This is a genomic window from Rhizobium sp. RM, assembly GCF_013390595.1.
Lineage (GTDB): Bacteria > Pseudomonadota > Alphaproteobacteria > Rhizobiales > Rhizobiaceae > Agrobacterium.
The window spans coordinates 177,316-193,980 of record NZ_JACAWV010000002.1; the positions used below are offsets into that span (position 1 = coordinate 177,316).

At 57.3% G+C, this 16,665-nt stretch carries 20 protein-coding genes and 1 tRNA gene; 12 read left to right on the forward strand and 9 right to left on the reverse strand.

All coding sequences use genetic code 11. The annotated features are described in order from the left end of the window. Nucleotides 1-202: 202 nt before the first annotated feature. The 4 genes from HWX89_RS00935 to HWX89_RS00950 all read left to right on the forward strand — a co-directional run bounded on the left by HWX89_RS00935 (nt 203) and on the right by HWX89_RS00950 (nt 1,309). Nucleotides 203-412 carry a cold-shock protein gene (locus HWX89_RS00935; RefSeq protein WP_138795629.1) on the forward strand — a complete coding sequence of 70 codons (210 nt, stop codon included), beginning with the start codon at nt 203-205 and terminating at the stop codon, nt 410-412. A gap of 111 nt (nt 413-523) precedes the next feature. Then, complete coding sequence (locus HWX89_RS00940; RefSeq protein ID WP_138795628.1) at nt 524-814, forward strand: cold-shock protein; 291 nt, start codon at nt 524-526, stop codon at nt 812-814. Between the two features lie 24 nt (nt 815-838). Further along, a complete protein-coding gene (gene rpsU / locus HWX89_RS00945; RefSeq protein ID WP_138795627.1) occupies nt 839-1,075 on the forward strand; it encodes a 30S ribosomal protein S21 in 237 nt (78 codons plus the stop codon). Between the two features lie 33 nt (nt 1,076-1,108). Continuing rightward, nucleotides 1,109-1,309, forward strand: coding sequence for a hypothetical protein (locus tag HWX89_RS00950; RefSeq protein ID WP_138795626.1), 201 nt, complete (start codon nt 1,109-1,111; stop codon nt 1,307-1,309). A 384-nt stretch (nt 1,310-1,693) separates the two neighbouring features. Here the strand turns inward: HWX89_RS00950 and HWX89_RS00955 are convergent, their stop codons facing one another. Next, a complete protein-coding gene (locus HWX89_RS00955) occupies nt 1,694-1,924 on the reverse strand; it encodes a dehydrogenase (protein WP_138795625.1) in 231 nt (76 codons plus the stop codon). Nucleotides 1,925-2,099: 175 nt separating this feature from the next. Here HWX89_RS00955 and HWX89_RS00960 point away from each other — a divergent pair, with 175 nt between their 5' ends. Then, nucleotides 2,100-2,294: a hypothetical protein gene (locus HWX89_RS00960; protein WP_138795624.1), complete on the forward strand. Its 195-nt coding sequence runs from the start codon at nt 2,100-2,102 to the stop codon at nt 2,292-2,294. A gap of 66 nt (nt 2,295-2,360) precedes the next feature. Here HWX89_RS00960 and HWX89_RS00965 read toward each other — a convergent pair whose 3' ends face one another. The 3 genes from HWX89_RS00965 to HWX89_RS00975 all read right to left on the reverse strand — a co-directional run bounded on the left by HWX89_RS00965 (nt 2,361) and on the right by HWX89_RS00975 (nt 4,623). After that, the gene (locus HWX89_RS00965; RefSeq protein ID WP_138795803.1) at nt 2,361-2,765 is read right to left on the reverse strand and encodes a hypothetical protein; all 405 of its coding nucleotides are present in this window, start codon (nt 2,763-2,765) and stop codon (nt 2,361-2,363) included. A 250-nt stretch (nt 2,766-3,015) separates the two neighbouring features. Beyond that, nucleotides 3,016-3,101: transfer RNA gene (locus HWX89_RS00970), tRNA-Leu, on the reverse strand. 64 nt (nt 3,102-3,165) lie between these two features. Next, nucleotides 3,166-4,623, reverse strand: a complete 1,458-nt coding sequence (locus HWX89_RS00975) for a TrkH family potassium uptake protein (RefSeq protein ID WP_178340575.1) — start codon at nt 4,621-4,623, stop codon at nt 3,166-3,168. Nucleotides 4,624-4,703: 80 nt separating this feature from the next. Here HWX89_RS00975 and ilvA point away from each other — a divergent pair, with 80 nt between their 5' ends. The 3 genes from ilvA to HWX89_RS00990 all read left to right on the forward strand — a co-directional run bounded on the left by ilvA (nt 4,704) and on the right by HWX89_RS00990 (nt 7,749). After that, on the forward strand, nt 4,704-5,978 hold the full coding sequence (gene ilvA / locus HWX89_RS00980; protein WP_138795623.1) for a threonine ammonia-lyase: 1,275 nt from the start codon (nt 4,704-4,706) through the stop codon (nt 5,976-5,978). A gap of 73 nt (nt 5,979-6,051) precedes the next feature. Beyond that, a complete protein-coding gene (locus HWX89_RS00985; RefSeq protein ID WP_138795622.1) occupies nt 6,052-6,360 on the forward strand; it encodes an HlyU family transcriptional regulator in 309 nt (102 codons plus the stop codon). A gap of 120 nt (nt 6,361-6,480) precedes the next feature. Continuing rightward, nucleotides 6,481-7,749, forward strand: a complete 1,269-nt coding sequence (locus HWX89_RS00990; RefSeq protein WP_138795621.1) for a GGDEF domain-containing protein — start codon at nt 6,481-6,483, stop codon at nt 7,747-7,749. Nucleotides 7,750-7,787: 38 nt separating this feature from the next. Here the strand turns inward: HWX89_RS00990 and HWX89_RS00995 are convergent, their stop codons facing one another. Next, nucleotides 7,788-8,405 (reverse strand): FMN-dependent NADH-azoreductase, encoded by a 618-nt coding sequence (locus HWX89_RS00995; protein ID WP_138795620.1) that lies wholly within the window; start codon nt 8,403-8,405, stop codon nt 7,788-7,790. 153 nt (nt 8,406-8,558) lie between these two features. On the opposite strand from HWX89_RS00995, the gene HWX89_RS01000 reads away from it, so the two are divergent. Together HWX89_RS01000 and HWX89_RS01005 are read left to right on the forward strand one after the other, a co-directional pair. Next, complete coding sequence (locus tag HWX89_RS01000; RefSeq protein WP_138795619.1) at nt 8,559-9,527, forward strand: LysR family transcriptional regulator; 969 nt, start codon at nt 8,559-8,561, stop codon at nt 9,525-9,527. Nucleotides 9,528-9,731: 204 nt separating this feature from the next. Continuing rightward, nucleotides 9,732-10,274: a DUF2087 domain-containing protein gene (locus HWX89_RS01005; protein WP_138795618.1), complete on the forward strand. Its 543-nt coding sequence runs from the start codon at nt 9,732-9,734 to the stop codon at nt 10,272-10,274. Between the two features lie 42 nt (nt 10,275-10,316). On the opposite strand, the gene HWX89_RS01010 is transcribed toward HWX89_RS01005, so the two are convergent. The 3 genes from HWX89_RS01010 to HWX89_RS01020 all read right to left on the reverse strand — a co-directional run bounded on the left by HWX89_RS01010 (nt 10,317) and on the right by HWX89_RS01020 (nt 13,465). After that, on the reverse strand, nt 10,317-12,305 hold the full coding sequence (locus tag HWX89_RS01010; protein ID WP_138795617.1) for a bifunctional 2',3'-cyclic-nucleotide 2'-phosphodiesterase/3'-nucleotidase: 1,989 nt from the start codon (nt 12,303-12,305) through the stop codon (nt 10,317-10,319). A gap of 260 nt (nt 12,306-12,565) precedes the next feature. Beyond that, entirely contained in the window at nt 12,566-12,901 is a 336-nt protein-coding gene (locus HWX89_RS01015) for a PilZ domain-containing protein (protein ID WP_138795616.1), read from the reverse strand. A gap of 96 nt (nt 12,902-12,997) precedes the next feature. Next, the gene (locus HWX89_RS01020; protein WP_138795615.1) at nt 12,998-13,465 is read right to left on the reverse strand and encodes a DUF1203 domain-containing protein; all 468 of its coding nucleotides are present in this window, start codon (nt 13,463-13,465) and stop codon (nt 12,998-13,000) included. Between the two features lie 158 nt (nt 13,466-13,623). On the opposite strand from HWX89_RS01020, the gene HWX89_RS01025 reads away from it, so the two are divergent. Both HWX89_RS01025 and HWX89_RS01030 read left to right on the forward strand, forming a co-directional pair. Next, nucleotides 13,624-14,511, forward strand: a complete 888-nt coding sequence (locus HWX89_RS01025) for a DUF4344 domain-containing metallopeptidase (RefSeq protein ID WP_138795614.1) — start codon at nt 13,624-13,626, stop codon at nt 14,509-14,511. 48 nt (nt 14,512-14,559) lie between these two features. Then, entirely contained in the window at nt 14,560-15,207 is a 648-nt protein-coding gene (locus HWX89_RS01030) for a dihydrofolate reductase family protein (protein WP_138795613.1), read from the forward strand. Nucleotides 15,208-15,234: 27 nt separating this feature from the next. Here HWX89_RS01030 and sseA read toward each other — a convergent pair whose 3' ends face one another. Then, on the reverse strand, nt 15,235-16,656 hold the full coding sequence (gene sseA / locus HWX89_RS01035) for a 3-mercaptopyruvate sulfurtransferase (RefSeq protein WP_138795612.1): 1,422 nt from the start codon (nt 16,654-16,656) through the stop codon (nt 15,235-15,237). Nucleotides 16,657-16,665: the final 9 nt, after the last annotated feature.

Here is a 16,665-nt window from a genome sequence, read left to right on the forward strand (position 1 = left end):
AATCAGCGGTTTCTAAATGATCTATGTTGAATTTCAGTAATTTCATTGCAAATCTTGAGATTTAACCCTATATACAATCTATCGAACATTGCTTGTGACGTCGGTCCAGAGCTCGGCTCCCGTCGGATTTCCTCTCAAAACATCGATCCAATCCTGCGAGGTATCGCGGGAACAACTACGATTGCTTCGAAAGGAAATCGTTATGAATACTGGTACTGTAAAGTGGTTCAACGCAACCAAAGGCTTCGGCTTCATTCAGCCTGACAACGGCTCGACGGACGTTTTCGTTCACATCTCTGCCGTAGAACGTTCAGGTCTGGGCTCTCTCGTTGATGGACAGAAGGTCCGTTACGAAATCGTGCAGGACCGCCGGTCCGGCAAGAGCTCGGCCGACAATCTTCAGGCTGCATAAATTTGTCATTTGCTCAAGCCGACCACGGATGTACTGGCGGCCAGAGTGGATGACGATGAGAGGTCGGGGTAACGCCCGGCCTTTAGTTTTTTATGGACGTGGGAGGCTCTTATGCTGAACGCTCGTTATTGCACAGGCGATACTATCGTACTTAAAGCGCGCACGCGTGGCAGTGTGCAGCCGAAAGGAACGGGTCAAATTCTCGCGGTGCTGCCGATTACATACGGCGTTGCCCGCTATCGGGTCCGTCTCAATGGCGAAAATTTTGATCGCAATATCGATCAGGATGACATCGACACGGAAGCGTCGACGGCCCGAAAGGTAGAGGTGAGCAGGACTTCTGCAGCCCAAAAGACTGGCACGAGCTGGATCGATTTATCTGCTCTCAAAACCAGGAAGTAAAACAACGTCTGAAAAGGAGAGATTTTGCAAGTCATCGTTCGAGAAAATAATATCGAGCAGGCGCTTCGCGTCCTGAAAAAGAAATTGCAGCGCGAAGGTGTTTTTCGCGAAATGCGGGCCCGCAGTGCCTACGAGAAACCGTCTGAAAAGCGCATCCGCCAAGAGGCCGAGTCTGTGCGCCGTCATCGCAAGCTGTTGAAGAAGAAGATGCAGCGCGAGGGATTGCTTCCCGCTCCCAAGAAAGTCATCCGTCCACGCTGACTGTCCGTTACACCTTCCTGAAAGGAGGTCGTCATGACGATTACGAAAGAAGCATTCTTCAAGCCTGACAAGGCGCCCGCTCAAGACAAAGCCTCGATCACCGATAGTGCTGCAAAACAGATCATTGCTGTAGAGGCTGCCCAGCGTGCGCAAAAGACGGAACGTCTGCGCTTGTTGCGTGAAGCACAACAAACCGAAGCGGGCCCGACCCCCGCGCTTCGTCGAAAAAAATAAGGTCTCGACAATTGGCGTGAGTTTTGCTCCGGGAACTGATCGCAGTCTTAGCGCGGTTCTCGGTGCGGATCGATTACACTTGTTTCAGAAGATGTCGTGTCGGCTTCGAAGTGGCTCTTTTTTTCAAACGAGCAAGCCACTCTCGAATTGCGCTGCATCGCGCTCCTGCTGCGGAGCCAGTTATGGCCAAGCGAGATGCGACCGTCTTATGGGAAATACGGTCAGCAATTCCACGCGCAACTCGGCCTTTGACTCATGCAACATGGAGCAAGCGCACCATGTCGCATTCACGGCTTTGCGGAATGAGAAGGAGCGGGCGTGTTCAATCGCTGCTAAGCCTTTTAGGAGTCTGACTGCTGCCAGTGCCGGATTGTCTTGCCTGTCTTACGCTTTGGCATTGCATGGGTCTTGTTCCTCGACGTCACCGCGGGTTTCAGTCGGAAGCCAGCCTCGCGTAAAACCTCTCCCCATGGCCGCTGTTGCGAGCGCAAGCTGCAGACGCAGATGCTGAATATCCTCCATCAAAGTCTCGATCGCAGCGCGGCTGTCGCCGTCATGCCAGGCAATGATGTGTTCGACCGGATCTGCCTCCGGCTCTCTTGATTGTAGGCGCACGTTCTCATTCTCCGGTCCAAGAGTTCAAAATTGCCCTGCTTTTTTCGAAAGGCACACGCCGCCGTGCCAAGCGATGTTCCTATTATGTTCTCGTGGACAAATGAGTCAAGCCCAAGTCTTTGCCGTCTTGAGATGATAGCGATTTTGCCTTAGGTCCGGGAGGGGGAGATTGCCAATGAACCATCCAAGCGAACAGCCTGAAGCCAATCCGAAACGCCGCCCGATCTGGCCCTGGCTCCTACTTGGCGCGCTGACCTTGGGCGCCATCTACGTCTATTGGGACGTCATGGAAATGATCGAGGACACCGTTCGCCTCTGGAACGATCTCGTGCAGCTCTTCTGGTTGATTATTCCTGACAGGCCGGAATGATGATGCGGCCGCGAGTGAACGCGGCGCGCATGGATAACCGTAAGATATTCGCACTGTCGGCGACGATCACGCGCCAGCGATGATGTCGCAGATGCCCTTGCGAACGATGTTCTTGTCGGTAACCTGCCCGGCCTGAATGCTGAACACGACATCAATCCGCACGCCGGCGCCCTTCTGCCGGGCAACAACCCGCAGGGTCTGAATTCTGCCGCTGCCCGATGTCTCCTGGTGAGCGTCCACGGTAGAAAGTGCCTTGTTGACCTGGATGCCGGAGAAACCTTCTGCCGCAACAGCCTGAGCAAGCTTCTGAAGAACGGCAGGCGCCTTCGCCTTCGGCAACTCCTGCCAGGATTTGTAGGACACGGCCGTCAGCATGGGTACGCCCGAAACACTGAAGTTTTTCTCGCAGGACGCTGCGAAGGCCGAGCTGGAAAGAGTGAAGAACGCAAGAAGCGCGATTGTCGTTTTCATCATAGATACCCCCAAATCTGTTGAAAAAACACGCTTAGCGTTTGCAGTAGAGTCGATGCAACTGAAACTTATGAGGTGTCAGATGTTCTAATTCGACCGCAGCTCACAGCGGAACTGTGGAGCAATTGGGCAAGTTTAGATGTTCGGCAGGCCTGACCGGACGTATCAGGTGCCTGTCGCGCGGCAACGTCGACTGAAAGCAGTCTCATCCGCTTAGAGTTTTGAAATATCTGGTATTTTTGATCTTGATTGGTGCGGACGGCGGGACTTGAACCCGCAAGACCAAGGGCCGGCAGATTTTAAGTCTGCTGCGTATACCGATTCCGCCACGTCCGCGCTCACTCCCATCTACACAGTGCGGGCGGTTTCGGTCAACTGCATCCATTGCCTTTTGTCGGCGTCAGCTCCGCCAGAAAATCGGCATCAACAGAACAAGAACCGTCAGGATTTCGAGACGTCCAAGCAGCATCAGGACCGACAGCAGGTAAAGTGCGGGATCGCTGATGGTCGAGAAGTTGCCGACAGGCCCGATGATCGGCCCGATGCCGGGACCGACATTGGCGAGTGACGTTGCCACGGCCGAGGTTGCCGTCAGGAAGTCGTATCCCATGGCGCTCATCGCCAGGCTGCCTGCAATCCACAGCGCGATGAAACAGCTGACGAAGAGAAAGACGGTGCGGATCGTTTCCGGATCGACCACCTGTTTGCCGTAGCGCACCGAATAGACCGCGTTGGGGTAGATGAGTTTCTTCAGGCCTGCTCTCGCCACATTGAACATGATGAGGAAGCGATAGGCCTTGATGCCGCCGGCCGTCGAGCCTGAACAGCCGCCCATGAAGGTCGCGAAGAACGCCACCACCACAACGAACGGCCCCCACAGCGTATAATCGTCGCTGGCAAAGCCGCCGGTCGAGAGGATCGAGGTCATGTTGAAGAAGGAGTGGCTGAGTGCTTCGTCCAGCGCCACGCCATTTCGCAAATGGTGGTACACACCAACAGCGATGGAAATGGCGCAGAGATAACCGAGAAACACGAAAATCTGCGGATCGCGCAACGTCTCCAGCCTGCGCCGCACGGCCAAAAGGATCATCACCGAGAAGGGCAGGCTGCCGAATATCAGGAAGATCGTCGCAATCCACAGAAGGGCGGTGTTGTTGAAATAGGCGAACGAGGCGTCATGCGTGGAAAAGCCACCGGTCGCAACTGTAGACATCGCATGGTTGAGCGCATCGAAATGGCTCATGCCGGCAAAGTCGAAGGCGACGGTGCAGGCGAATGTCATGATGATGTAGATGCCGACGAAGGCGCGGGTGAAGCTGGCAAGCCGGGCGAAGGGTCGGTCGTTGCCGGTATCGGATGATTCCATGCGAAAGAACGTCATGCCGCCGACGCGCAGCAACGGCAAAATGAAGAGCCCCAGTGCCACGATACCGATACCGCCGAGCCAGCATAGAAGCGAACGCCAGATCAGGATGCCCTGCGGCGCGTGATCAAGCCCTGAAATGGCGGTAGACCCCGTCGTGGTAATGGCGGAAACGGATTCGAAAACGGCCTGCCCAAGCGTCAGATTGAGTTCCGACAGAAAGAACGGCACCGCGCCGATCACCGAAAAGACCAGCCACAGAAGGTTGACGAGCAGAAAGCCGAACCGTTTGTTGAAGCTGGTGATGGGACCGCGTGTCGCCAGCGCACAGGCAAGTGCGAATCCGCCACACATGAAACCGGACAGCGCAAACACCTTCCAGTCGTCATTGCCATAATAAAGGTCGGTCAGGGCGGGCACGAACATCGCCGTTGCCATGTAAAGCCCGAAGATCGAAGCCACGTAGATAACCGAGCGCAGAAGGTTACTGTTCAAGAAATGAAACCCAGAGTTCGTGGCCGCGCTGAAATGAGTCTTTGTCTCCGACGTCTTCCTATGGCATAGCGAGTGCCATCATGAATTTCAATGGATTGACAATCGTGGACAAGCAGCTTGTGGAGGCAGCGCGGCGGGAAGTACGGGAAATCTTTCCTGAAACGCCGTTGCAGTTGAATGAACATCTTAGCCGTCGGTACGGCGCTTCGATTTGGTTGAAGCGTGAAGACCTGACGCCGGTTCGTTCCTACAAGATTAGAGGCGCATTCAACTTTCTGCGCAAGGCCGTTGCCAAGGCTGGCAAGGACAAGGTTTTCGTCTGTGCATCCGCTGGCAACCACGCGCAGGGCTTTGCCTTCGCATGCCGTCACTTCGGCGTTCGCGGCGTTGTCTTCATGCCGGTTACCACACCGATGCAGAAGATCGACAAGACCCGCATCTTCGGCGGTGAGTACATTTCCATCCGCCTCGTCGGCGATATCTTCGACCAGTGCTATGCCGCAGCGCGCGCCTATGTCGAAGAAAACGACGGCTACATGGTGCCGCCCTTCGACCACACCGACATCGTCGAAGGTCAGGCGACCGTGGCTGCCGAAATCGTCGATCAGCTTCCCGACGGCACGACCCCTGATCTGGTGGTGATGCCGGTCGGTGGCGGCGGCCTTTCGGCTGGTCTTTCCGGTTTCCTGGCGGGAACGGTCAAGAAGGATGGTTTCATCTTCTGCGAGCCGGAGGGTGCGCCGAGCCTGAAGCGCAGCCTTGAAAAAGGCGAGCCGGTCACGCTCAACAAGGTCGATAACTTCGTCGACGGTGCAGCCGTTGCCCGTATCGGCGACTTGAACTTCGAAGCGCTGAAGAGCTTTCCGGCAGAGCAGGTCATGCTCATTCCCGAAAACGCCATTTGCGTCACCATCATCGACATGCTGAATGTCGAAGGCGTGGTTCTGGAGCCTGCTGGCGCCCTGTCCATCGCCGCGTTGGAAAAACTCGGACGCGAAAAGCTTGAGGGCAAGACGGTCATAGCTGTCGTGTCGGGCGGCAACTTCGATTTCGAGCGCCTTCCCGATGTCAAGGAACGCGCCATGCGTTACGCGGGCGTGAAGAAATACTTCATTCTGCGCCTGCCGCAGCGTCCCGGCGCGCTGCGAGATTTCCTCAACCTGCTCGGTCCGGACGATGATATCGCCCGTTTCGAATATCTGAAGAAGTCCGCCCGCAACTTCGGTTCGATCCTCATCGGCATCGAAACCAGCGACAAGGATAACTTCTCCGGTCTGCTGGAACGTTTCGAGGCGGCGGGTCTTGGTTATGAGGACATAACCGAGAACGATATTCTGGCGAACCTGATTATCTGATCCCGGAGCGGACAGGGAAGGGAGAGAAACGCTCTCCCTTCAAAACACGACGTTGACACAGGGAGTGAAAGTCATGGCCTCGTTTTTCTCGAAAATCCTTTCCGCTTTCGGTTCCGGTCAGCCGTCCGATGCTCCGCAGAAGGTCGCGCAGGTGGAGCCGCACGCACATGGCGAATATCTGATCTACCCGACGCCGATCAAGGAAGGCGGTCAGTTCCGCCTCGCCGGTCGCATCGAAAAAAAGGTCGGAGACGAAACCCTGGTGCACGATTTCGTGCGCGCCGATGTTTTCACCAGCATGGACGATGCGGTGGAGTTTACGGTTCGCAAGGCGCAGCTCATCATCGATCAGAACGGCGCATCGCTCTTTTCCGGGAAATGAGGGCGCCTTTTTCCAGTTCTCATTAAGATTCCGTTTGTCGCTTCGCCCTATCGTCTCGCGATGTGGACATGAAGTTGCGCCGGTCTGTTGGCGCGATGTGGATCGTTAGGGCGTGTGCCGATGCAATGGGCTAATCAGGCACTCTTTGTCTTAGAGGCTATCGTCTATTTCTCGGTCATGACGGCCTTCCTGCATTACCGTCATATCCTCGGTCTCGGCGTTTTCCTGACCGCGCTCGGCGTCATGCACTTTCTGGAGACCTACCTTGCGGCGGTCTTCTATGTCGACCTGCCGTTCGGCGTTGCGTCCCCCGGTTCGTCCATTCTTTTTGCCGGCAAGCTGATGATGATCCTCATGCTCTACATGAGAGAGGACGCAGCCATTGTCCGCCAGCCCATTTACGGCCTCTTCCTCGGCAATATCCTGACCGTAGTGATGGCGCAGATCATCCGCTTCAATCAGACCGTGGCCGTGGTGCCGGGACAGGCCGTCAGCGCCGGCTTTCTCGATGAGATGGGCGTGCTGATGGTCTGGGGAACCAGCCTCCTCTACATCGACGCAATCGCCATCATCCTGCTCTATGAAAAGCTTGGGCGTTATCTGCAGCGCCACACCGTGCTGCGCTTTGCAATCTGCGGCGTGGTGGTTCTGAGCTTCGACCAGACCGGTTTCTACGGCGCGTTGCGCTACATGTTCGACGCACCTATCGGCGTCTTTTACGATGGCTGGATGGCCAAGATGGTGGCTGTCGCCATCTATTCGATCCTGTTTGCCATCTATTTGAGACTGTCATCGGCAAAGGGCCGTTTCCTGCATCGGCGCAACGTTGCCGATGTCTTCAACGACCTCACTTTCCGCGAGCGGTATGAGGAGCTTCTGTCGCGTTCGGGTCGCGACATGCTGACGGGGGTCTCGGATCGCGCACGCATGGAGCTGGATGCACCTGCTGTCGTTGCAGAAGGGCTGGAACGGAAACAGCCTGTCAGCGTGCTCCTGGTCGATATCGATCATTTCAAGGCCGTCAACGATACCTTCGGGCATCTGAAGGGGGATGAGATCCTGAAGGAGTTTGCAACCGTGCTGAAAGATGCCGTGCAGCCCTTTGGCAGCCTGTACCGTTTCGGTGGTGAGGAATTCGTCGTGCTGCTGCCGTCGATGCCGCATGACGATGCCATTGAACGCTCGCAGAACCTCAGATGCACGATCGCGACGAATTTGCAGCGGCCGGATGGCACGCCATTGACCGTCAGTATCGGTGTTGCCACCTCTTCCGAGGACGGAGCCGATTTCCGCAATCTGCTCGCCGAGGCGGATATTCGCCTCTACGCGGCAAAAAATAACGGCCGCGATCAGGTCCGCGGCCGTTATGGATTTTCAGTCGAAAGCTAGATCGATTGCCTGGAGTTTCCAGGCAATCCGCTGTCGTATCAGGCAGCCAGTGCCAGTTCGGCAACCTTGGCTTCTGCGGCAGCAACAGCCTTTTCAACTGCCTCAGGGCCGAATGCCAGGCCTTCAACGTAGATGACTTCCACGTCAGTCATGCCCATGAAGCCGAGAACGGTCTTCAGGTAAGGAACCGCATGGTTCATCGAAGCAGCCGGGCCTTCGGAGTAAACGCCGGCAGCCGCCAGAACGATGTAGACCTTCTTGCCGGTGGCAAGGCCAACCGGGCCGGTTTCGGTGTAACGGAAGGTCTGGCCAGCGCGGGCAACGTTATCGATCCAGGACTTCAGGCCGGAATAGATGTTGAAGTTGATGAGGCCGGTGCCGATGACGACAGTGTCGGCAGCCATCAGCTCGGCAACCAGCTTGTCGGAGTATTCGGCTGCAACGGCTTCTTCGCTCGTGCGCTGGTCGGGAGCCTTGCGGATTGCAGAGGTCTTGACCGTGTCGAGGTGCGGGATCGGGTCAGCGGCGAGGTCGCGGTGAACCAGCGTGTTCGCTGCCGACTTGGCCTGCAGCTTCGTTGCAAGTTCGCCAGCGAACTTGTTGGAAACCGATTCGTCACCGCGCGGGCTGGAGGTGATGAGAAGAATGTTGGACATGGTCTTTTCCTTGTATGCAACGGGCTAGTGACGCCTTGGGAGGGTCGTTGGAGGAGGGTGGTTTCCGCCTCCTTTGCTGCTTATATGGAAAAATCTCGTTATCAAGAAAACTGTGATAATGTGGAACCAATCTATCGAAGAATTGGATGGGACATGGACGCGAACCCGACACTCGATCAGTTGCAGGTGTTTTTGACGGTTGCCGAAACGGGAAGTTTTTCCGCTGCTTCGCGCGCTCTCAATCGTGCGCAATCCGTGGTCAGCTACACCATCGCCAATCTCGAGGCGCAGCTTGAGGTGACGCTCTTCGAGCGCAATGGCGTGCGCCAGCCACGATTGACGGACGAGGGACGCGCCATGCTGGAAGACGCCCGGCGCATTGTGGCTGGGCTGCAGGAAATGCGCGCACGCGCAAAAGGGCTGAAACAGGGGTTGGAGGCGGAACTGTCGGTGGCCATCAGCACCATGGTTCCGGCCGAAGCCGTCGTCGCGGTGCTGCGCGATTTTCGTCGGCAATTTCCGACCATCGGCTTGAGCCTCAACGTCGGTGAGCTTGGCATGGTCATGGACATGGTGCTGAGCCGCAAGGCCGATATTGGCATTGGCGGCGCGCTACTGCGGCAGGATGATGAACTGGTCACCGAAAAGATCGGCCATTCGTTCCTGCTGCCGGTCATCGCGGCAGATCATCCGCTGGCCCAGATCGAGCGCCCGCTTGTTCTGGCCGATGTGCGCGAGGAAGTACAGCTTGTCGTCACCGACGCTTCAGGTCTGACAAAGGGACGAGACTTCAACGTGCTCTCCTACAAGACCTGGAAGGTCAGCGATATCGCCACGAAATATCAGCTCATCAAGGGCGGTCTCGGCTGGGGCGGGCTTCCTGCCTCGCTCGTGCGCAACGATCTCGTCAATGGTGGCTTGAAGGTGCTCGATCTCGACGCCTACGAGCAGGGCGAATATCCACTCTTTGCCCTGCGCAGGCTGGATACGCCCGCCGGTCCGGCCGGAACATGGCTGATGGAAGCGTTTCAGACGCGTCTGTCACAATGCCCGAACCAGAAGAATTTCCACGATCTGATCGAGGCTGGAACGGACAAGAAACTCAAAGTCGCCGCGGAGTGATATACTGCCGTTTGGCGGCTGCGCATTGACGGGGCGCGGCTGCTGACTGTAGATTTAAGCCACGGTCAGCAGTTCACCGAGGCATCGCCGTCCCGCAAGGGAAGCTAAACCTGCGCAACATTTGAAGACAGCACTTATCCCGTGCCACGTCGAAAGCCGGCGATCAGCGACACCAATCTGGAATGGCACACTTGAGGGTAAGTTATGCCACGTTCGCTTCTTTCCATGGAGGTCGCAGACCTCTCCACCTTCGCAAAATCCGTCCGCGAGCAGATCAACAGGCTCGGTCATCAACCGTCGCATGTCGAAATGCTCAATCTCCTGAGCCGGGCCGCCGGATTTCGCAATGTCCAGCATTTGCGTGCCACTCGCAGCAATCCGGTTGAAGGCTTGGCTCCTGTAATCGGCATGCTCCCTGCGCCGAACGAAAGCCGGGTGCTGAAATCATCAAGGCTTTTCGATCGAGACGGCAGACTGGTGCAATGGCCTGCCCGGCGGTCGCAACAGGAACTCTGCCTCTGGTATCTGTGGTCGAAAATTCCCGCCGGGCAACGGTTCACGGAAAAGCAGTTCAGCAACCTGCTGAACGAACTGCATCTGTTTGGCGATGCTGCGATGCTGAGGCGCGATATGTTCGGGCTTGGGCTTGTGCGCCGAAACAGGGACGGTAGCGACTATCAGCGCATCGAGCAGAAACCTCCGCCAGAGCTGCCGCTGTTGTTGCGAGCGGTCAATGCACTGAAATAGGAAAACCTCCCGGCATGAAAGCGCCGGGAGGTTTTTTCGGTGTTAGAGGACGAGGCGGAACTTGGCGAAGCCTTCCGCGCCGTCACCTGCTTCCTCGATCTTCGCGCCCTTGACCTCGGAGGCAAACTGCCGGCCTTTCGGACCGGTTTCGAAAATCGCCGTGGTGTTGGCGACGGGTGCAAACGACCAGTTGGCGTCGGCCGACGGATTGATGGTGCCCTGATCGATGATGTAACGCACGATCACATCGCGGTTGGTATCCGGTGCCACGAAGATGATCTTGTCCGTGCCGATCTCCGGAAACTTGCCACCGCCGCTGGCACGGTAATTGTTGGTCGCAACCACGAACTTCTGTTCCGGATCGATCGGTTTGCCTTCGAACTGCAGGTTGACGATGCGGTTGCTGTCCGGATTGACAGCTTTGCCGTCCTTGTCGAATTTCGCCGGTTTGGACACATCGATCTGGTAGGTCACGCCATCGATGACGTCGTAATTGTAAGACGGGAAGTCCGCATTCAACAGCGGTGCGTCCTTGGTGCCGGCCTCGACCGTGTTGAACATGCCCGCCGACATTTCCAGCCAGTTTTTCACCTGCGCACCGGTGATCAGGACCGCCTGCACGGTGTTCGGATAGAGATAGAGGTCGGCGACGTTCTTGATGGCGATGTCACCAGCGGGGACATCGGTGTAATAGTCCGAACCGCCACGTCCACCGGCCTTGAAGGGAGCGGCAGCCGAAAGCACCGGCAGATCCTTGTACTGCCCTTCCTTCAGCATGTCCTTGATGTACCAGGTCTGCGCATTGGAGACGATCTGAACGGACGGATCATCGGCCACCAGCGCGAAATAGGAGTAGAGCGGGGCAGATGTCTTGCCGACGGGGCGACGCACATAGGCAAGCGTAGCCTCGTGTTCTGCCTTGGCAGCCGCCACGACCTCCGGCTTGTCCTTCACATCGGCAACAATCTTGCGATTGTCGTCGCGGTGATAGATCGGCCGTGCTTCCGATGTGAAATCGACGATCTTCCAGCTCTTGCCGTCCTTTTCGAGCAGCAGGTCGATCAGACCCATATGCGAGCCCCAGAAGCCTGCCATCACCGCGGGCTTGCCCATCAAGGTGCCCTTTACGGGATCGGCGCCGGCAATGCCGTCCCAGGTTTTCGGGCCGGGGAAGACCAGATGCTGGTGACCGGTAAAGATCGCATCGATGCCTTCGACGCCTGCCAGGTAAAGCGAGGCATTTTCCATGCGTTCGCTCTGTCCCTTGCCGTCGATTCCAGAGTGGGAGAGTGCGATGACGATGTCGGCGCCCTGTTCCTTCATCACCGGAACCCAGGCCTTTGCCGCCTCAACGATGTCGCGGGTCTGCGCCTTGCCTTCGAGGTTTTTCGAATCCCACATCATGATCTGCGGCGGCACGAAACCGATGATGCCGATCTTGATCGGGCTCGTCGCGCCCGAACCGTCACGGATCTGCTTTTCCATGATGACGTATGGCTTGAAGAAAAGTTCGTCCTGCTTCGGGTCGGAGGCAAGCTGGCCCTTAGTCAGGTTGGCACAGACATAAGGGAAGCTCGCGCCGGCCAGCGTGTTGAACATATAGTCGAGCCCGTAGTTGAACTCGTGGTTGCCAAGCGTGCCGCAATCGTACCCCAGCACATTCATGGCGTTGACGACGGGATGTTTGTCGCCGGCCTTCATGCCGCGCTCATAGGCAATGTAGTCGCCGAGCGGATTGCCCTGCAGGAAGTCGCCATTGTCGACTAGCATCGAGTTTCCGGCCTCGGCGCGGATGGCATCGATGATCGACGCGGTGCGGGCAAGACCCATAGTGTCGTTCGGTTTGTCGGCGTAATAGTCATAAGGGAAGACGTGAACGTGAATATCCGTCGTTTCCATGATGCGCAGATGCGCCTGATTGTTTGCGGCGCGCGCCGCGAAGGGGTGCAGCACCACGAAGGCCGAGGAAGCGGCAATGCCGCCGAGAAGCGAGCGTCGGGTGATGGGATGGAGGGCAAGGTGCGACGACATGGGAACTCCTTCAGTGGAAGCGTGCATTGTCATGAAGATGACAACCTAGAAGCAATCGCAGAGGAGTCCATCACCAAAATGACAAGCCGGTCACGGTCGTGAGGTTTTTCAACCGTTTGATAAATTTTTTGTCGATTGACCGGAATGTGCTGGCGGGCCTGACGAGGATCAAGGCATTTTCAGACGGCAACAATGAAAAAAGAAATCGCTCCGTTCAGGCATGAAACGGAGCGATTTTTCGATCGGATATCCTGCAGGCGCTAGCGAGCCAGGGTCGGCTTTACCTCTTCATGGAAGAAGCGGAAGTATGAGGAAAGCTGCGCCAGCGTGTTGGTCGAGAGCTTCAGCTGAAGTCCCAGACGGTTCATGTGCTGCCACTGAACGACGCCTTCGAGATAACCGAGGTCCTCGCTCTCCACCTTCACGCGGCTGCCTTTCTGGGCAGAAAACGCTCCGTCCAGCTCCAGCGCCATGCCGGTTTCGGAAAGATCGATCACGCGCGCCTTTGTTGCCTGATTGACATAACGCACGGTGGCAAAAATCCGGGTCCTGCTGCGCTGCGCGCCACGCGTTGGCATGTTGAGATTGTTCGTCATTGTCTGCTCACGCAATTGTTTCGACTGTCCTATGCTGGCACACAAAGCTTGAACCGCATTTAGCACTATCCTTAAAATTGCAGGCAATTTGCGAATTCACGCGGCATCGATGCGGCACTGGAAGCAATTGTTGCGGGCCGAGCGAACATGCACATAGGCGACGTCGTCACGCTGCAGAAGCTCGCTGGCACGCGCGGCGATCTGGTCCGTTGCGGTCATGGCGCCGGTGCCATAGACAATGCGCTCATTCTCGCCATATCCGCGCACGATGTAATCGGGGCTTTCCAGCATCGGCGGCAGCGCATCCGTCTCGGGATAGCGTTGGCATTCATCGGCGTGAAGAAAGATCGGCCCGGTCTCCGCATAGGGCTGCAGTGCGCTGAAGGGGCGATAGGCGAGGATCAGCATGCCTTCGCCTTCGCCGATCTCGCCAAGGCAATGGCGGCAGGGCATACCACCCGGTGACACGGCTTTTTCCGGTGCATTGCCATAGGCATCGGCTTCGCCGGCGCGAAAGGCTGCGGCTTCCTGTTCCGACATGGCGGTAAAAACGATTTGGGTCATGGTGGTCTCCGGTCTGTTAGGCGTTGCTACTTTGCCGCTATGATCCCGAAACGCTCGGCTATCCACCCGATTCTTGCGATGGGATGCAACCACCCCATTGCGGGATGCGTTGCCTTGGGGAATCAGTGTTGCTCCTCGATTCCGGAAGGTCCGATTTTATGATCCGTCGTTTGCTGACTGCCTTACCGATGGTCCTTGTTTCCTTGACTGCGCCAACGCACGTCCAGGCACAATTTGCCTCGGGTCTGGACGACCTTTCGGACGATCAGCTTCAGCAGGCGGTCAACTTCGTCATCGGCAATGCAATCTTCTCGCTCTATCATGAAAGCGCGAAGATGATGATTACAGACTTCGGTGTTGCCGATGCCGGCAGCAGCCAGGAGCCTGCCGATCAACTGGCCGGAACAATGATCCTTCAGGCCAATGAGGAGTGGCTCGATACCGCGCTCGTCAATGCCACCGATAGCTGGTATCTCGGCCGCGACGCGGAAAGCCTGCCTCTGCATGAGCCGCCGGTTAATTCGGTCCTCATTCCCAACAAGAACCGTGACCGTGACATGGCCTGCCTGATGGTCGGACGGGACAAGGAAGGCTACGGCGACCTTGCCGCTATGATGGGGCTTGAGGGCGGCGATTTCCAGAAATGCGAGGCATCCTATCCGGCGATCGCTTCGGCTTGGGAAGATTTCCTGCGGCCGCATCAGGTGGACAAGCCAACCAGCAAGTTCACGATCAGCTATCAACCAGCCCGTGATCCGGCGCTCGAATCCTACGCGATCATGATCCGGGAATCGAAGGTTCTCGATCTCATCAGCCGCAGCTTCGGTGCCTACGCCTTGAAGGGCGACGTCAAGTTGACGGCAAAATCCTGTGGTCGACCCGATGTCTACTGGTCGGCGGAAAACCGCGAAATCACCTATTGCTACGAACTCGGCAAGTTCCAGGCGGAGCTGATCGCGGCGCATCTGTCGGAAGGCGGAAGCGAGAAGGAAAGCGAGTCGGTGAAGGAAATTCCGACCGCAGTGAATCTCGGCCTGGAATTGTAACCCGAACAAACTCTGTTACCTTTTCCTCCGACATATGAGGAGGATGAGATGTCACGGCTGGTCGTTCGCAGTTTTTCAATCTCGCTGGATGGTTTTGGCGCGGGCCCTGATCAAAGCCTTCAAAACCCGCTGGGCGTTAAAGGCGAAACACTCCACAACTGGGCTTTCGGCACGAAGACCTTCAGGACGATGTTCGGCCAGGACGGAGGATCGACTGGCGTAGACGAAGGCTTCGCAGCCAGCGGTTTCGAAAATATCGGCGCCTGGATATTGGGGCGCAACATGTTCGGCCCCGTCCGTGGCGCGTGGCCGGATGAGAGCTGGAAGGGCTGGTGGGGCGAAGAGCCGCCGTACCACGTGCCGGTCTTCGTGCTGACAAACCATCCACGCGCCTCCTTCGACATGAAGGGCGGTACGACGTTTCACTTTATCACGCATGGCATCGAGGAAGCACTTGAAGCAGCAAAAGCGGCGGCAGGCGGCAAGGACGTGAGATTGGGCGGCGGCGTTTCCGTGATCCGCCAATATCTGCAGCAGCAACTTATCGATGATCTGCATCTTGCCCAGTCGCCGGTGCTATTGGGCAAGGGCGAAAACCTGCTGTCCGGGCTTGATCTGCCTGCACTCGGTTATCAGTGCCGTGAAACGGTACGCGGCGAAAACGCCACGCACCTTTTGATTGGAAGAACCGGATAGGGGCTCGCCTGTGGACGAGCCTGCCACTCAGCTCTTTCTTGAAATTTCAAGCAGTTCCGTTTCGGTCAGCGGCTCGACCCAGGCCTCGTAAGTCCCAACCGGCGAAAAGCCCATCATCTGGTAAAGCTGCAGGGCGCGTGGGTGGTCGAGCGTGTTGGTCGTAACCGTCACGCGCTTCGGGTTGTCCTGCCACGCGGCGTAGAGCGCCTGCAGCAGAAACCATTTGCCGACACCAGCACCGATTGCCTCTTCCAGAAGGCCGAAATAGGACAGTTCGGTCACGTCCTCATCGACCTTGTGAAGTTCGAAGAAACCGGCTGGGGCGCCATTCATGTAAAGCACTGTCACGCTGTTGGCCGGATCACGCAGCACGGCGGAAAGCGCCGCATCATTCATGCGCATGCGTTTTTGCCAGTGCCAGCGCTTGCCGACGCGCCAGTAGAGGTAGCGGTAGAAGTGCAGGGGAATATTGTTGACCCGCATCAGCGCTGTCTGGATGTTGACCGGGATCGGCAGGCTGACCTTCGGCGGCGACGTCATTTCCAGTTGCGTCACATGCGCTTTCAGCGGTCCATGAGACACGGCCGGCACGGCGTCGGCCGCACCGGTAACGATGGGCGTGTCCTGAAGTCCGCCCCATTCCGACCATGAGCCGTCATAAAGCGAGTTCTCGGAATGACCGAGCGATTCCAGTGCAAGCATGATGACGGCGGCAGTTACACCGGAGCCGCAGCTTGTCACGACGGGCTTCGACAAATCGATACCGGCATCGCCGATCATCTTGCGAAGCGTTGCAAGATCCTTGAAGTGCCCATTTTCGGAAAAGGCCGTGGCAGGCAGGCTGCGGGCGCCGGGCATGTGACCGGCGCGCATGCCGGCGCGCGGTTCCGCTTCATCGCCGGTAAAGCGGCCGGCGCCACGCGCATCAGCGATCTGCTTGTCACCACTGTCGACAATGCCGCGCATGGCAGACAGGGAGGTGACGCGGCTTTCATCAAAGTCAGGTGTAAAGGTTGCGGGCGCAATCTCCGGCGTGCCGGTTTCGAGCGGGCGCTCCTCGCGTTTCCAGCCATCCAGGCCGCCGTCCAGCACATAGGCTTTCTGCACGCCCATGACGCGCAGCATCCACCATACGCGTGGCGCGGAAAAGAACCCCGGACCGTCATAAACGACGATCGTGTCGCTGTCGCTCAGACCAAGCTTGCCTGCCTCTTCGGCAAAGAATTCCGGCGAGGGCAAGGAATGCGGCAGGCCGGTGGTGTGATCGGCGATCTTGTCCTGATCGAAGAACACGGCACCCGGAAGGTGCCCGGCGACAAATTCTTCCGCGCCATTGCGCTTGTGCGCCGGCAGATACCAGGAAGCATCTACAATGCGAAAACCTGGCGTGCCAAGCTGCGCCTCTACCCAGTCCGCCGAGACGACGAAGCGGCTTTTATCCGTGCTCACGATATTTCT

Coding starts and splice junctions, on each gene's coding strand:
- ilvA (WP_138795623.1), top strand. CDS start 4,704: ATGAATTTCAATGGATTGACAATCGTGGACAAGCAGCTTGTGGAGGCA.
- HWX89_RS00965 (WP_138795803.1), bottom strand. CDS start 2,765: ATGAAAACGACAATCGCGCTTCTTGCGTTCTTCACTCTTTCCAGCTCG.
- HWX89_RS01005 (WP_138795618.1), top strand. CDS start 9,732: ATGCCACGTTCGCTTCTTTCCATGGAGGTCGCAGACCTCTCCACCTTC.
- HWX89_RS00960 (WP_138795624.1), top strand. CDS start 2,100: ATGAACCATCCAAGCGAACAGCCTGAAGCCAATCCGAAACGCCGCCCG.
- HWX89_RS01000 (WP_138795619.1), top strand. CDS start 8,559: ATGGACGCGAACCCGACACTCGATCAGTTGCAGGTGTTTTTGACGGTT.
- HWX89_RS00990 (WP_138795621.1), top strand. CDS start 6,481: ATGCAATGGGCTAATCAGGCACTCTTTGTCTTAGAGGCTATCGTCTAT.
- HWX89_RS01030 (WP_138795613.1), top strand. CDS start 14,560: ATGTCACGGCTGGTCGTTCGCAGTTTTTCAATCTCGCTGGATGGTTTT.
- HWX89_RS00935 (WP_138795629.1), top strand. CDS start 203: ATGAATACTGGTACTGTAAAGTGGTTCAACGCAACCAAAGGCTTCGGC.
- HWX89_RS01015 (WP_138795616.1), bottom strand. CDS start 12,901: ATGACGAACAATCTCAACATGCCAACGCGTGGCGCGCAGCGCAGCAGG.
- HWX89_RS01010 (WP_138795617.1), bottom strand. CDS start 12,305: ATGTCGTCGCACCTTGCCCTCCATCCCATCACCCGACGCTCGCTTCTC.
- HWX89_RS00950 (WP_138795626.1), top strand. CDS start 1,109: ATGACGATTACGAAAGAAGCATTCTTCAAGCCTGACAAGGCGCCCGCT.
- HWX89_RS00940 (WP_138795628.1), top strand. CDS start 524: ATGCTGAACGCTCGTTATTGCACAGGCGATACTATCGTACTTAAAGCG.
- HWX89_RS00985 (WP_138795622.1), top strand. CDS start 6,052: ATGGCCTCGTTTTTCTCGAAAATCCTTTCCGCTTTCGGTTCCGGTCAG.
- HWX89_RS01020 (WP_138795615.1), bottom strand. CDS start 13,465: ATGACCCAAATCGTTTTTACCGCCATGTCGGAACAGGAAGCCGCAGCC.
- HWX89_RS01025 (WP_138795614.1), top strand. CDS start 13,624: ATGATCCGTCGTTTGCTGACTGCCTTACCGATGGTCCTTGTTTCCTTG.
- HWX89_RS00995 (WP_138795620.1), bottom strand. CDS start 8,405: ATGTCCAACATTCTTCTCATCACCTCCAGCCCGCGCGGTGACGAATCG.